Genomic DNA, 15,790 nt, shown 5'->3' with positions numbered 1-15,790 from the left:
CCTAGTTGGGATCCACATCGATGATGAATCGCACAGCCTTGTAAGGTGAATTAATCTTAATCTCATTCAGGATACGACGAAGTTCCATTTTGAAGAAGCTTTGGGTAGCTCCCGATCGATCAAGTTTGATTAGGCTTTCAAACTGGTATTTGTTTTTGATTTTGCCGATCAAGGCTTTTTCTGGACCCAAAACAATTTTTTTGATCGCCAAAGTAGCCATCTGCTGATGCAGATATCTGGCCGCTTGTTCGGTGGTTTTGTAGTCTTGATGACGAGTAGTGATTTTCACCAATTTCACATAAGGAGGGTAGAAAAACTGCTTCCGCTCATGCATTTCTTGAAGGTAAAACTCATCAAAATCACCCTTGATAATCTGCTGGTAAATTGGCTCATCCGCCTTGCGTGTCTGAATGATGACTTCTCCTCGCTTGGCACTACGTCCGGCTCGTCCAGCCACCTGAGTGATCTGCTGGAAAGCACGTTCACCAGATCGAAAATCTGGGAAGTTTAAGATCCGGTCTCCATCCCAAACACCAACAACCGTAACTCGCTCAAAGTCCAAACCTTTGGTGATCATTTGGGTCCCTACTAAAACATCCAAGTGCCCATAAGCAAACTCCTCCAAAATCCGCTGGTATCCGTGCTTGCTACGCGTGGTATCCAGATCCATTCGTCCAATTCTAGCTTCAGGAAAGAGCAAGCCCAAGTTTTCCTCGATTTGCTCTGTACCCATTCCCATCATTTTCAGTTCTCCGCTGCCACAGGTAGGGCAGGTGCTAGGCGTACCTTCTTTGTATCCACAGTAGTGGCACTTTAATTCATTCGAGAATTGGTGAAAAGTCAAGCTCACATCGCATTGCACGCATTGTCCGGTCCATCCGCATGATTCACATTGGATATATGGAGCATACCCGCGTCGATTTTGAAAAATCAATACCTGCTCGTTTTGTTCCAGCGCAGCTTGGATCTTTTCACGCAATAAACGTGTGGTGTCTAGTTTGAGCAGGTTTTTGCGTTTGTCATCAGTCAGACTTGACAGATGATACATAGGCAGCTTGGCCTCCCCATATCTTTTATCTAAAACCACATGGCCATACTTCCCTGATCGGGCGTTGGTGTAGGATTCGAAGGATGGGGTGGCAGAGCCTAAAAGGGTTTTGGCTTGATGAAAATAGGCTAGCATAATGGCTGAATCCCTTGCCTGAAAGCGAGGAGCCGGGTCAAACTGCTTGTAACTCGCCTCGTGCTCTTCATCCACGATGATCAAACCCAGACTATCAAAAGGTAGAAATAGCGCCGAGCGCACTCCCACCACAAATGGAAAACGGCCTTGGATCACTCCATTCCAAACCTCTACCCGCTCATTATCGGAATACTTGGAATGATAGACGCCCATTTTGCTTCCAAATACTTGTTTGAGGCGAGAAACAATTTGTGTGGTCAGGGCAATCTCAGGAAGCAGGAGCAAGGCTTGAGAACCGCTTTCGATCACCTCTTGGATTAATTTCACATAGACTTCCGTCTTCCCACTTCCAGTAATTCCCTGGAGCAAAACTGACTGTTTATCCTCAAAATGACCTTTGATTTCATTCAATCCCCTTTCTTGTTCCTCTGAAAGCACAATTGTTTTTGCATCTGCCTTGACCTCTTCGATCCGGTTGACAAGCTCTTTGAAGCTCTCAAAAACTCCATTTTTGATTAGAGTTTTGAGGGAACTTTCGGAGTCCCCTTCAGCCAAAAGGCTGGCTTTGTCTAGCCCTGCATCATTGCTTTCTGGAATGCTGAGGACGGGTACTTCCCGCAGGTATTTCAGCAACACTGATTCTTGCTTGGGCTTGTCAGCCAAAGTTTCAAAAAGTGTCTGCAATTCATCCCTATTCGAAGCTAATGCAGGTACGAGGCGGATTTTGGTTACCTCTTTTGGGCTATACTTTTCTTGAACTTTCTCAAAAATCAAAATAGCCTCTTTGGTCACGAGACTTTTGAGAATAGGATGAATCGTGCGGGTTTCGAGGATTTTTTCGCAGTCATCATAGCCGAGTTCTTTAGCATTTTCCAGCGCTTCAAGAATCTTTTCCTCACGAACGTCTAGAGGATATTTACTACTCTCGGGATCAAAAGATGGATTGAGCTGGATTTTGCTCTCACTGCTAAGTCGGAGTCCAGAGGGCAGAGCAGCATGCATGACTTCACCCAGATCGCAACAATAGTATTCCGCCATCCAGCCCCAAAACTGAATCTGCATGGGATTTACGCTGGGTTGCTCATCCAAAAGATCCAATATATGCTTCGCGTCGTAAGCCTGAGGAGGATTAGAATGCACCTTGCCAATGATACCCGTCAGGATTTTCTTTTTCCCAAACTGTACAATCACCCGAGAGCCAATCTGAATGGAGGGTAAAAATTCACGAGGAATACTATAAGTAAACATCCGTGGAATGGGTACAGGAAGGATCACATCAGCAAAATTGCTGACCTGAGAGGTACTTACAGGTTCATAATTTCCAAATAGGCTTTCCAAGGGCTCAGGCTAGGTAAGGGAGTAAAGTCAGGGCTTCTTCCACCGTCTTAACAGGTCTCTGACAGGCTTTGTCAAAGCAGACATAAATTAAGGCATTTCCTTCCGAATCTGCTGTTTTATACTCGAAGTTTGGCAAATGATCTGTGACAGTTTCTGACCATGCAACTACCATGTTTGGTTGGCTGCTCGCCAAAAGTGCTTTCGCTAGCTTTTCGGCACCTGTTCCCACAATGGCAATCTCCGCCGTGGGTACCAGCTTTTCAAGATAAAGCGCCGCCCAATTGGTCAGAAAGCCTGGTTCACGTAAGAACAAGTCTTTCATCCCTGAAATCATTTTTGTGCTGAGGTCCGTCCACTCTTGATTATAGGTGAATAGTGAAAGAGCATGTAGATTTCTAGCCATTATTGAATTGGAAGCCGGAATCACATTGTCAAAAAGCTCCTTTTTGTTTGCGATCAGATCCTCGGCTGTGGGATCATTGAAGAAGAAAAATCCGTCTGACTCATCCAGAAAATGAGACATGCAAAAATCAGTGAGTTGCATTGCCAGGTCAATCCAGTTTTTCTCTCCTGTAGCTTGGTAGAGGGAAATACTGGCTTTGATCACTGCGGCATAATCTTCCAAAAATGCGGGCGTGTACTGTGTGCCGTTTTTGTAGCTTCTATATAGCTGCCCCTCGATGATCATCTTTTCTTGGATAAACCGAAGGTTGTTTTTGGCAAGGTCGAGGTAATGCGCATTGCCGGAGGCATGAAAAGCTTCGATCAGTCCTGCAGACATCCAACCGTTCCATCCACTCAGTATTTTATCGTCCTTCCCTGGGTGTATTCGCTTATTTCGTACGGTCAAAAGCTTTTCCTTCACCTGCTTAAGATTCAAGTCAAATTCCTCCTCCGTCATCCTATGAGTTTGCCAGATCTCAGCAAAATCTTTGGTTTGGAAAAGAATATTTACCCCACTTTCCCAATTACCTTTCGGCTTGAGGTTGTAGAGGTCTTTGAGCCAGTGTATTTGATCTGGAACTAGAGCCTCAAGTTCGGCCAAGGTCCAGGTGTAAAACTTTCCTTCCTCACCTTCGCTATCTGCATCCTGAGCGGAATGGAATCCTCCTTCTTCCTGAAGCATTTCATATTCCAACCAGGCTACCGTTTCTTGAATTTTTTCTAAGAAGAAATCATCTTGGGATTCTTGATAGGCTTTGGCATATAATTCTAGGAGTTGCCCATTATCATACAGCATCTTTTCGAAATGCGGAGCAAACCATTCTCCGTCCACAGAATACCGTGCAAATCCTCCTCTTAGGTGATCATAGATCCCACCTGCGCCAATTTTTTTTAAGGTAAAATAGACCTGATCTTTGATTTTTTGGCTTTTGGAAAGAATGCCATAGTCCAAAATAAAGCTCCAAATTGATGGCATGGGGAATTTTGGAATTCGATTCATTCCACCCCATTCCGGGTCAAATTGAGCACTCAGCTTCACGTAAACCTCCATCAATTCATCAGCATCCGCTTCAAATTCTCCGGTTTGGATTCCGTATTTTTCCGTTTCTTTCCGTCCGATATTTGCGGCAAATTCTTCCGCACTTTGCGCCAGCTGATCTTCATGTTTGGCAAAAGCATCCGCGATATTTCCCAATAGCCCCTTCCATTTGTGATTTGGGAAATACGTGCCGCCGTAAAATGGCTTTTGATTGGGCATCAGGAAAACATTCAGTGGCCAGCCACCTTGTAAGCCCATGGCCTGCACTGCATCCATATAGATATTGTCCAAGTCTGGTCGCTCTTCTCGATCGATTTTGATACAAACGAAATTTTCATTCATCAGCTGGGCCGTGGCTTCATCTTCGAAAGACTCATGCTCCATTACGTGACACCAGTGGCAGGCCGAGTAGCCTATGGAAACCAAAATGGGTTTGTTTTCATTTTTGGCTTTCGCCAAAGCCTCTTTTCCCCAAGGGTACCAATCCACAGGATTTTCAGCATGTTGGAGTAAATAAGGGCTTTGGCTATGTATAAGTCGATTTGCTGGCATATATGCTAATATCAATTTTCGCTTAAGTCTTTAAGCTGTTGGTTTACGCTTTTGATTTCTGTTGAAAAATCAAATTCTCCAGCCAATCGTTCCAGCTTTTCTAGGAGTTTCTGGAGAAACTGTCTATGGTTCTGGCTTTCGGGATTTAACGGCCGGTGTTGCAGTTGGGCTTGGATTCTTTCTATTTCCACTACTTTCTTTAGGGTCGCTTCGCTAAAGTAGGTTTGAGTCCATCTGTTCCAGATATATTCCTCGGCCTCTTGAGATGGGTGAATTTGGTCAGACTTATAAAAGCGGTAATCTCGGAGTTCGTCCATCATGATCTCATAAGCCGGAAAATACTCAGCCTGAGGTGAAGATTTCGAAAGTGAATCGCAAAGCACTCGAAGTAAGCTTTTGCTGAGTTGATTTTCGGGAACCCCATCCTTTGTATGCCGAACCGGACTTACTGTAAGGATGACACGGAGATTTGGATTACGTTCCTGAATAGTCATGAGTAGACTTTTTGTGGCCTGATACATTTCCTCTAGGGTAAGGAGCCGCTTTTCAAAAAGTGATTGGGGCTGCTTGTGGCAGTTGGCTAGCACTTCATTCGAATCTGCAAGGCTATAAATCCAACCAGTACCAAAGGTCAGGATCAAAACATCTGCAGATTGCAAAAAGTCCCGAACTCCAGCTTGTACCTTCTTTATCTTCTCGACCAATTCTGCCTTGGTTTTAGCGTTTAGGTCAGAGTGATAGTTGTAATGAAAAAACAATCCCTCGCGTTCATTGATCAAAGATGTATCGAGAGGGGCATCCATCAGGGAGTCTTCAAGGACCTTTGCGATAGAAATTGGGTTGAAAAGGGTGCCAAAAGGATTAATAAGGGTTTTGAACTTTCGCCTTGAAAGCTGCTCTCCGATGACTTGTGCAAAGCAAGAACCCAAGCTGAGAATTTTAGCATCAAAAGCTATGGGTGGTTGGGCTTTTGGAATTTGAAAAGTGGTAAACCAGTTCATGAATTGAAATTACACAAAAAGCCAGCAAGAGGAAGTATCTGGAAAGCGATTGGTTGGGGATGTCAGTTGTTTTCTGTACAAAATCAATAACCTTCGTCTTTCAATTCGTTCCAAAGGATTTTGACAATCGCATCCCCATAGCCATAAATTGGCAATTGATGATGAAAGGTACGAAACGCCTTTCCGAAGCTATCGATCTCGGGATTTTTCATCAGTTTGGACAAGAACCTTTTTGGTAAACCCATCTCACCCTCTCGAGGAGTAGAATCTACCCAAGCTTGAACAGCGGGTAGGAGAAAGGGTAAATCTTCTTTTTGACTTTGTGCCAAAGCGAGTGCTTCCTTGGTTTTTGCATGAGCAAATAGATCCCAGAGTCGTGATAGTAACTGAATTTGATCCCTCGTAAGTGATAAAGCCGCTTCTTTTGCTTGTAAAAGACCTCTTTCTTCCAATCCTGCAAACCCATATTCCAAATTTGTGCGTGGGAGAACCAGTTTGATGTTTTGGGTAATTTTTGAAATTAAAGCTATGCTGCACCAGAAATTTACTTGGCAAAAAAGATCCTCCTCAAACCAGCAAGAAACCTCGCTTTCTGAAGGAATGATGGTAAGTTTTTCTAATTCTGGGACGACAACTCTCTGATAATCGGAACCTGGAAAAACAGAATCCAAAAAGGGTTGCCGCACTTGCACAAGTTCTTCAAAGGAATGGGATGTCACAGGGCCATAAACCAAGCATTCGCGGAACACGATTTTTTCACCCGATATGGAAGGTGGCAAATGGTGCAGAAGCGAGTCCCCGTTTAGGACGTGAATCTCTTTCAAGAAGCAGTCAGTTTTTGATAAGTTTCACGGATCATCTTACGAAGTACGGACTCATCGATATCTGCGAGCTTGTTTATGTAAAGACAACCTTTCCCAGTCTTATACTTTCCAAGAGCATCGAGGTCTGACTGATATTCCTTATGACTACGCATGAGGTAAAGCGAAAGAGAAGTCTTCCTTGGGGAGTATCCCACGGGAAACCATTCCATGGTTTTGCCATTGGGGTATTGATATGGATAGCTTCCAAAGCCTACAATACTATCGCCCCACAGTACGGGCTTTTCTCCGGTTTCGGATTTAAAGATCTCAAGGAGTCTCAAGCCATCGGCCTTACGAACCGGGTGTTCTACGGCATTTAAAAAGCCCTCGACGGACTGGTTGTTTGGTTTTGTCTTGAGTTCACTCATGGGAAAAGGATTTTGAATATTGAGGATACTTCAACAAGAAGTTAAAATTTTTATTCTGATAAAAGAACCTGCTGACTCTGTTATTCATCGATATAAGGTGAAAAAGGGAGCTTTATTCTCTTATAATTAACCTCAGAATGGATGGAAGTCAGGGATCCTTGTTTGAAAGACGTCAAAATAAAGGGGGTGAAAATATGACTTGTGGTCATTTTCAGTTCTGTGATCGCTCCCTTTCATCCATGGTTACTTTATCGCGGAGTAGCCAAGTGCTGTTTTCTTTAGTGATAATGTAAGTCGTGTTTATTCTTCTCGTTGGTGTGACAATTCCGTCGAGCACCTGACCTACTCTTTCGTGATATTGGTGCACTACTGCAACATCTGACCTCAAAAACTTGATTTCTGGCTCACTATATTCATTCGCCGTCGAGGCAGCATATCGGGGGTTAGTGTGGAGTACTTTAATGAACTTGATTATGGTGTCTTTGCCATAAAATACTCGCCCAAAGGCCTGCAGCCAGCGGCCATCCTCTGCCCATATTTTTTCACGCTCTTCAAAATTTCCATTCTTAGTTTGAATGCTGATTATGTTTTTGATTTCCAAGCTATCCTGTTGACTCACTTCCAATTGTAAGGTTTCGAGAGCACTAGAAACATTGCCCTGATAATTGTTCTTTTGGTCACAGCCATAAATAAGTAGAGTGAGAATGAATAGTTTGATGAATCTCATAGTTTGGGTTTTTCGCTTATGATTTGACTTTTATTAATCCCAAATTTCTATTCATTATCCTTTAGTCTGATCCATTTGAGGCGGCCTTTTGGATACCGTTCCGTAATTGGGGAAAGGATTAAAGTGTCACCCGAAAAGGCATACTTCCTACTGGCTGTGGTGCCCCACATGGTTTGAAAATTTGCCGATTCGATGTGGTGTTCAATAATTTTGAGAGAGTCATCCACGCTGTACTTTCCAAAATACACGAAATTATCAGCCATATGCCTCAGGTCTTTTGCGGTTAGACTATCAAGGCCACCTTTACCTTCAAACACATATTGATCATAATTTTCCGTCACATGGTGGACACCCATTCCGCCTTGTCCGTCATAAATGATAAAGCCTTTTCTGTTTTTGTAATGGTCTTGTCTTGGCTCCCAATTGGCTGCCGAATCGACCTGTTCTTCTACAATATAAAGGGACCATCTTCCGGTGAACTTTTCTAAATCTGAGGGTTCTTTTTCTCGGGTGCAGGAGGCAAGCAAGAGAAAGGTAAAAGCTGAGTAAAAGTAGGCCAATTTCATAGTTTTAATGGTTGCCAGAGTTGAGAAAAAGAAATGTAGCAGACTGAATGGGTGTCATTTGCTACATACCTTTAATTTAATACTATCCATTTACTAATCGTAATTCCCTAAGCTTTCTATCTTCGTTTGGGCATGTTCATTTTTGGGATAGAGCTCCAGAGATTTTTTATAGTTTTCGACGGCTTTTCCCGAATCTCCGAGAGTTTCATAAGCCTCACCTAAGCTATCATAGGCATTGAATGAATTAGGATAGTTTTCGGTATTCAGAATAAAAAATGCCAATGCCTTTGATCTTACAGTTTCATTTTGACTTCGAAGCATGCTATAGCCTATTTGGTTCACGAGATACTCTGGCGGCTTAAAATCCCAAGAAAGCCGTTTAGAAATTGATTCAAAATGTTGTTTTAGCTCTTCTATGTTTTCCACATTTCGGTAGGAGATCCCATAGCCTTCGAAAATAGTCGAAATGCCATTGTAAAAAGCTATAGGAGGGACAGATCCATGATTTTCGTCTTCGAAGTATTCCAGCCTTGCGGGAAATTCTCTCTCACATTTATTGTTTAACGCCTCGTACAATCTGACATGCCGATCCCTATTTCTGATATTTCTTTTGCCCCAGTTTGCTGTGGCGATGTAAAGGAACCTTTCAAATGAACGATCAGTCACATCATCTAACTTCTTGTCCATAGTTGCTTCGTCCCATGTGCCAAAGCTTGGATCTACAGCAATAAATGCATTGAATGGAGTCTCTTCTTTCATGTAGGCATGGGTGGCCAACAATCCCCCTAAAGAATGACCAAAAAGAATTCGGTATGGCGCTGTTCTATACTTTTGATCTATTTCGGGAATTAGCTCATTATTCAAAAAGCTGAGAAAATTTTCACCACCACCTGAATTATTCTCCCTTACGGTAACAATTTTATCCGGTGTGAAGTCTCGTCTTCTATCTACATTTTGGATACCTACCACGATCATCTCTGGAATTTTCCAACTTCGGTATGAATCAGAGCTCATAGAGTTAACCAAACCTGATATCGCTTTAAAGTGGATATTCCCATCAAGTAGGACGAGCACAGGATAATCCTTGTAATATGATTCTTCTTTTTTGTAAGAGTCTGGTAGGCTCACCCAATATTCTCTATCCTCATTTAAAATAGTGGAGTGGAGTAGATTTTTGGTGCCAATTACAATTTGCTCGACATCTTGTGATTTTGCATGATTTATTCCAATCAGTAAGAATAGGATTATAATAATTTTTATACGCATCCTGTTGTTGGCTATATGATAGGTTCAAGTAAATAAGAAGAGGAGGGGTTGATGGAACCAACTGATCCTTGTCTCACAGAAACAGAGAGTATTCCTGAGCAAAAACTATAAATAGCTATCACAGGTCCGAACAAAAGCCCAGCCCAAAAAATACCTCCGAGAATTAGTGGTTCAGCATAATAATTAGTCCAAGCCGAGAGCCCAAGGAGTGAGATTAGTATAACCCCTATTTCGACGCCGGTATTCATGGTTTTTGTTTCCCTAAAATTTTCAAGGGTAGACATTCCGGCTATTGCCGCATTTTTGTTCACTTGAGCTATTGCTAAATATGGCCCAATTAGAAAGCCAAACAGTATTATTAATATCATGATTGTATTGGGTTTACCTCCAACTTATTATTTATGTCGTAAATAGCCTTGGTTCTTAGTGCTGATTCGTGAAAGAATTGTAGAAGGAAGAGCTGATTTTTTGACTTATTTATCCTCCCTTTTTTTGAAGCTTTGATAGTCCTGAAAATTTCTGATTATGATAGAATTTAATATTTATTCTTGAAAACATGGACGTACAAAAAAATGTAGTTCCATAAATCAATGTCAACACAAAGCCCGAGGGGTTTTTCCATCGGGCTTTGTGATTAATTCATCAGATGTTTTTTCAGAAAGTCTGCGGTGGCTTGATCCACGCGGATCATATTTTCCCACTTCATCCAGTGATGGGTGTCACCGGGTATCAGGATAGATTCGTAGGTTTTGCCCAGTTCCTCAAAGCGTCGGATTAGATTAGTGGTTTGACTGATATTCACGTTTCTATCATCATCCGAATGGATAAATAAGACCGGAGAAGTCCAGCGATCCAGATCGGGCATGGGGGAGGAGTTCCATGCGGTTTCTTTGGCTTTTTCATAATCTGGGGCCTGCTCATAGCGATTGCTGAGTTCGTAGCGCCCATCCATATCGTGTACACCATGGATGTCCACACCCACCTTGAAGAGCTCCGAATCACGAGCCAAGGCTAGGGAAGTCAGATAGCCTCCATAGCTTCCACCATAAATCCCGATGCGTTCACCATCCACTTGATCAAGTCCGGCTAAAAATTCTCCACCAGCTTTCACATCTTGATATTCTACAGCTCCCTGATAGTAGCCATAGGCTGGTCTGTGAAATTCATACCCATAGCCGATTCCCAGCCTGAAATTCACAGAAAGCACGACAAAACCCATTTCGGCTAAATACTGATTGATCGCATAGGTATTGGAATAGTAATCCATATAGCTCCATCCCAAAAGCATCTGACGCTGAGGCCCTCCATGAACGAAGACCACCCCCGGTTTTTTGGCTGGACCACCTTCTTTTTCGAAGAGTTGACCATGCACCTTTGTACCATCTGGAGCAGTGAAGATCACTTGCTTTGGAGTAACCAATTGATTTTGGGGAAAATCCGCCGGAATACTATTTTCCTGAAGGAGTTTGGTTTGATTTCCGTCTTTGATAGTGACTAAGTGAGAGCGCTGCGCATTAGCAGAAAAGTAGGCCAGTTGATCTCCAGAGCCAATTACGACAGGGTAGGCCTCGATTCCTGTGCTACTGGTTTCCCATGTAAGTGCTTTGTTGGATAGATCTACAGAACCAATATGCCTTCTGTCCCGATCTTCGGCCTCTGCCCCGGCATTCGCTGAAAAGACAATCTTGCTACCATCGGGGCTCAGTTTGATCTGCTCTACCATATACTCGCCAGGGGTGAGAATCATCTGCTGTCCCGAATTTGTATTCAAACTGTAAAGATGCTGCCAGCCATCCTGATAAGATTCAAAGATGATCTCCTCATTTTTCGGAAAGCTAAAAAAGCCATACCTAAAAGAAGCGGGGAGAGTTTCGGGGGCTTTCCAAAGTTTTTTGGCCTTGCCGGAGGCCACATCAGCTATCCAAATTTCCCATGGCTCATGCCTTGGTTCCAAAAGAGGGAAAGCGGCTCCTTCACCACCTAAGGTTTTGATGAAGGCGATCTGACTTCCATCCGGAGACCATTTTGGGGATCTGTATCTGTGGAAAGCAGGAGCAATGAATTGAATCGCTGTGTTTGCATCCTGATAAATTCCCAAAAGCTGATGCCCCCCGCGACTCACGGTAAAGGCGAGTTTTTTTCCATCCGGTGAAAACTCCATGGCATTCACATTGCCTTTGATTTCAAATACTTGATGTGGGGCTTTGTCATAATTGGGGTGTACTTCCCAGACTTGTCCATTTTTTAAAAATAGAACAGTACCAAGCGGTCCGAACAGAATATTGTCTCCAGGTCCTAGGTCTTTGACAGTTCGGGAACGAAGATCGATGGCAAAAATCTCCACCTCTGGGAGCTTGGGTAAATTCTCTGTATTAACAGTGGAAGATGCATTACCTCCTCCATGATCTCCACCGCGGACAAAAGCCAACCATTTCCCATCCGGGGAAAAGTGCAGCCCACTGATTTCCTGTCCATCATCGCTGTCAAAGGCCGTAAGTTTGACTGGATTAAAGTTTGGACCTTCGGCAAAATAGACATTTCGCTTTCCTTGTTCATTCATCGCCCAGGCTATTTTTTCTCCAGTAGGAGAGGAAGTGAGTTCTGAAGGAAAACTGAATTTACCCACTTGCTGCATGGTAAAGGATTGTGGAAAAGCGCTCCCAAAGACGAATACAAAAAGAAAGGCGAAAAGATGGTGGGCTTTCATAAGATTAATAGTTGTCGTGAATGAAATAAAGAATCTCCTGTAGCTCAGTTTTCAACTGGCTCGAAGGGATAGCATAATTATTCATCATGCAGGAGAAGTGAAGGATTTTCCCACTTTTAGTAAGCAAATAGCCTGAAAGCGCATTGGACATGCTAAGCGTACCTGTCTTGGCATAAATGTAAGGAGGCTGCCCTTCATCGGCTGGATACCAATTGCGGATGGTTCCTGATTCTCCTCCAGCGGGGAAATATGCCTTAATCTTCTCAAGTGGTACTTCCGATCGGATTTTGCCTAAAAGCGCTATTACTGTTCTTGGGGTAAACATATTTCTAGCAGATAGTCCTGATCCATCGTACCAAATGGGCTCATCTGGTAAGTCTGCCAATAGATTTTCTTTGGCATAAGAAATGGCATCGGCTGCGCTGAGCTGATTGGAAAGCTGATCCGAAACGAGTAGAAGTAGCTGTTCTGCCAGGAAGTTATCGCTGATTTTCATCATCTGGGCGTAGATGCTATCTGCTGGGGCAGTTTGTAGTTTTTTGGGATCAAGTTGCAAATAGGATTGGTTTTTGACCACGGAAACCTTCTTTCCTAATGCCTCAGAGAGTAGTTCGGCTGTGAATTCTGCTGAAGTGACAAAAGGAACATCTCGCTCAAAGGGCATCAATTCTATTTCATCGCCTTCACCAACAAAAAACTTGTTTTCAAAGCGGTCTCTTCGAAATCTAAATGACTCAAGTTCGGGAATATGTTCCTGAGTGAGATTTTTCGCGAAGCGTGAAGGGTAAATCTTGTAATTAGGCTCGTCACGCTCTCCTGTAAAGCGCACGATATTTCCATAAATCGGGAAAGAAGATCGCTCTGTGGCGAAGTAATAATTGTACCAATCCCAGGACCATCCTGGGCCGAAGGCTTCGACTTGGTCAAAATTATCAACCAAATACAGTGATTTGTCACTGGAGCGAAGGAAGTCCAAAGTCACTTCGCTTTTCAAGTCCGGGTGGAGAAGAGATGGGTCGCCAGTTCCCCAAAAGATCAATGAATCACCTCGCTCGAGATAATTTAAGCCATTTATAAGCTGATCTCCGAGTACGGTGTAAGAAGTGTAAAAGGTAAATAGTTTAGTGTTAGAAGCTGGGATAAAATATTTGTCGGAGTTGATATCCACGAGGGTTTTACCTTTGTCAGGATCCACGAGCATAAAGCCTAGATGTCCTTGGTCAAAGATATCTGACGTAGTAAAGGATTTGTTGATTTTCTGCACCGTACAAGAGCACAAAAAAATCAAGGCGATAAAATGGATTTTCTTCATGATGTAAAATAAAAAAAGTCTCCTGCTTTTGAGGGCAGGAGACTGATTAGTTTGGTAAGGATTTATCCCAACCTATTGAATATTCGATTACTTATACTTTTCAGTAGTCGTTGTAGTCACGGTTTCTTTACCGTTTTCGTCCACGATGATTTCTTTTTTCACTTCTACGATTTTTTTCTGAGCGATCGCGCCATGAGACTCATCAGAAGAAAGAAGTGGTGCAATGACCAATCCGACCAAACAGGTCAACTTAATTAAGATGTTCATAGAAGGGCCTGAAGTATCTTTAAAAGGATCACCGACGGTATCTCCAGTCACTGCCGCTTTATGAGCATCAGAACCTTTGTAAGTCATTTCACCGTCAATCATCACACCAGCTTCAAAAGATTTCTTAGCATTATCCCAAGCACCACCGGCATTGTTTTGGAAGATGGCCCACATCACACCAGATACCGTCACACCAGCCATATAACCACCTAATACTTCAGCAGCTAATAGAGTGTTTCCAGTTAACAATTGTGTCCCAAATGCAAGGATTAATGGAGTAACGATGGTCAAAAGACCTGGCAACATCATTTCTTTCAAAGATGCTTCTGTAGAAATCTCCACACAACGATCGTATTCTGGCTCAGCTTTGTATTCCATAATTCCTGGAATCTCTTTAAACTGACGTCTCACTTCTTTTACCATGGCCATGGCAGCTTTACCCACAGCGCTCATAGCTAAAGCAGAGAAAACAACTGGAATCATAGCGCCTACAAATAGTGCAGATAACACAGGAGCTTTAAATATGTTGATCCCGTCAATTCCAGTAAACGTCACATAGGCAGCAAATAAGGCTAAGGCAGTTAAAGCTGCAGAAGCAATTGCAAAACCTTTTCCCGTAGCAGCCGTGGTGTTACCCACCGTATCTAAAATATCTGTTCGAGTTCTTACTTCACTTGGCAATTCGCTCATTTCTGCTATCCCCCCAGCATTATCCGCGATAGGTCCAAAAGCATCAATCGCTAACTGCATAGCTGTTGTGGCCATCATGGCAGAAGCAGCGATTGCTACACCGTAAAATCCTGCGAAAGCATAAGCCGCCCAGATAGCTGCAGCGAATAACAATACAGGGAAGAACGTAGAAAGCATACCTTGAGACAAACCTGCAATAATGTTTGTTGCTGCGCCCGTAGATGAGTTTTGAATAATCGTATTTACTGGATTTTTACCAATAGCCGTGTAATACTCAGTCAAATAAGAGATTAACCCTCCAACCGCTAAGCCAACAAGAACCGCATAAAATACACCCATTGAGGAAATCACTTTCGTGCCTTCTCCAAAGAAAGACATATTCATGTTTTCTGGTAACATCCATTGGATTACAAAGAAGGTTGCAATACCGGTTAAGATGATTGAACCCCAGTTGCCAATATTAAAGGCACGCTGTACGTCAGCTTCTTTTGCATTTTCGTCTTTAATTTTCACAAAGAATGTACCGATGATAGAAAAGACAATACCTAAACCTGCTACTAAAACAGGAAGTAATACTGGACCGATCCCGCCAAAAGCGTCGTCCATACCCACACCGTTTGTGTGATCGTTTACCACATAGTTTCCTAAAACCATAGCAGCTAACATGGTTGCCACATACGATCCGAAAAGGTCTGCACCCATACCAGCCACATCACCTACGTTGTCACCCACGTTATCTGCAATTGTAGCAGGGTTACGCGGGTCATCTTCTGGAATACCAGCTTCTACTTTACCTACAAGGTCAGCACCAACATCGGCAGCTTTGGTATAAATACCACCACCCACACGTGCAAACAAAGCAATAGACTCAGCTCCTAAGGAGAAACCCGCTAAAGATTCTAACACGATAGTCATGTCCATGTAGTTATAGCCATCTGCCATAAATGTCATGGTTAACAAAGCGAAGATGGTACTTAAACCAAAAACCGCTAAGCCAGCAACACCAAGGCCCATAACGGTACCCGAAGTAAAAGATACTTTCAAGGCTTGGATTAAGCTTGTTCTTGCAGCTTGTGTGGTTCTAACGTTTGCGTCAGTCGCAATGCGCATTCCTATGTTTCCAGCGATAGCTGAAAAGGCAGCACCAATCACAAAGGCAATTACGATAAACCAGTGGGTGGTTTCTACCAACATAGAAATAACACCTAGTAGTATGCCTGCAACAACAACAAAAATGGTAAGCATTCTGTACTCAGCTTTTAAGAAAGCCAAAGCACCTTCTTTTATGTAGCCGGCAAGTTTTTGCATTTTCTCATCACCTGCATCTTGCTTTCTTACCCATGCCCTTAAGTACAGCATGTATGCCAATCCAATTACTCCGAAAATTGGTAAAATAAAGATTAAGTTTTCCATTTATAGTTTTCTTTGACCTTCTTAGATAAATAATGGCGCAAAGATAGAACTTCT

12 protein-coding genes are annotated in these 15,790 nt (G+C 42.9%); all 12 read right to left on the bottom strand.

Annotated features, from left to right (window positions below):
• Nucleotide 1: 1 nt before the first annotated feature.
• The 12 genes from priA to ACFOSV_RS16755 all read right to left on the bottom strand — a co-directional run bounded on the left by priA (nt 2) and on the right by ACFOSV_RS16755 (nt 15,736).
• On the bottom strand, nt 2-2,521 hold the full coding sequence (gene priA / locus ACFOSV_RS16810) for a replication restart helicase PriA (RefSeq protein ID WP_377907210.1): 2,520 nt from the start codon (nt 2,519-2,521) through the stop codon (nt 2-4).
• A gap of 4 nt (nt 2,522-2,525) precedes the next feature.
• On the bottom strand, nt 2,526-4,556 hold the full coding sequence (locus ACFOSV_RS16805) for a thioredoxin domain-containing protein (protein ID WP_377907209.1): 2,031 nt from the start codon (nt 4,554-4,556) through the stop codon (nt 2,526-2,528).
• 11 nt (nt 4,557-4,567) lie between these two features.
• Entirely contained in the window at nt 4,568-5,557 is a 990-nt protein-coding gene (locus ACFOSV_RS16800; protein ID WP_377907208.1) for a GSCFA domain-containing protein, read from the bottom strand.
• An 83-nt stretch (nt 5,558-5,640) separates the two neighbouring features.
• Nucleotides 5,641-6,381, bottom strand: a complete 741-nt coding sequence (locus ACFOSV_RS16795) for a DUF1835 domain-containing protein (protein WP_377907207.1) — start codon at nt 6,379-6,381, stop codon at nt 5,641-5,643.
• Nucleotides 6,378-6,788, bottom strand: coding sequence for a DUF1801 domain-containing protein (locus ACFOSV_RS16790; RefSeq protein ID WP_377907206.1), 411 nt, complete (start codon nt 6,786-6,788; stop codon nt 6,378-6,380). Before ACFOSV_RS16790 ends, ACFOSV_RS16795 begins: the two co-directional genes overlap by 4 nt.
• A 211-nt stretch (nt 6,789-6,999) precedes the next feature.
• Nucleotides 7,000-7,515 (bottom strand): DUF4440 domain-containing protein, encoded by a 516-nt coding sequence (locus ACFOSV_RS16785; protein ID WP_377907205.1) that lies wholly within the window; start codon nt 7,513-7,515, stop codon nt 7,000-7,002.
• 47 nt (nt 7,516-7,562) lie between these two features.
• Entirely contained in the window at nt 7,563-8,081 is a 519-nt protein-coding gene (locus tag ACFOSV_RS16780) for a lipocalin-like domain-containing protein (protein WP_377907204.1), read from the bottom strand.
• A 93-nt stretch (nt 8,082-8,174) separates the two neighbouring features.
• Complete coding sequence (locus ACFOSV_RS16775) at nt 8,175-9,347, bottom strand: alpha/beta hydrolase-fold protein (protein WP_377907203.1); 1,173 nt, start codon at nt 9,345-9,347, stop codon at nt 8,175-8,177.
• 11 nt (nt 9,348-9,358) lie between these two features.
• Nucleotides 9,359-9,715, bottom strand: coding sequence for a hypothetical protein (locus ACFOSV_RS16770; RefSeq protein ID WP_377907202.1), 357 nt, complete (start codon nt 9,713-9,715; stop codon nt 9,359-9,361).
• Nucleotides 9,716-9,981: 266 nt separating this feature from the next.
• On the bottom strand, nt 9,982-12,054 hold the full coding sequence (locus tag ACFOSV_RS16765; RefSeq protein ID WP_377907201.1) for a S9 family peptidase: 2,073 nt from the start codon (nt 12,052-12,054) through the stop codon (nt 9,982-9,984).
• Nucleotides 12,055-12,058: 4 nt separating this feature from the next.
• On the bottom strand, nt 12,059-13,366 hold the full coding sequence (locus ACFOSV_RS16760; RefSeq protein ID WP_377907200.1) for a D-alanyl-D-alanine carboxypeptidase/D-alanyl-D-alanine-endopeptidase: 1,308 nt from the start codon (nt 13,364-13,366) through the stop codon (nt 12,059-12,061).
• Nucleotides 13,367-13,453: 87 nt separating this feature from the next.
• Complete coding sequence (locus ACFOSV_RS16755; protein ID WP_377907199.1) at nt 13,454-15,736, bottom strand: sodium-translocating pyrophosphatase; 2,283 nt, start codon at nt 15,734-15,736, stop codon at nt 13,454-13,456.
• Nucleotides 15,737-15,790: the final 54 nt, after the last annotated feature.

Source organism: Algoriphagus namhaensis (genome assembly GCF_042649705.1).
Taxonomy (GTDB): Bacteria; Bacteroidota; Bacteroidia; order Cytophagales; family Cyclobacteriaceae; genus Algoriphagus; species Algoriphagus namhaensis.
This window is presented reverse-complemented; position numbering and strand designations above follow the sequence as displayed.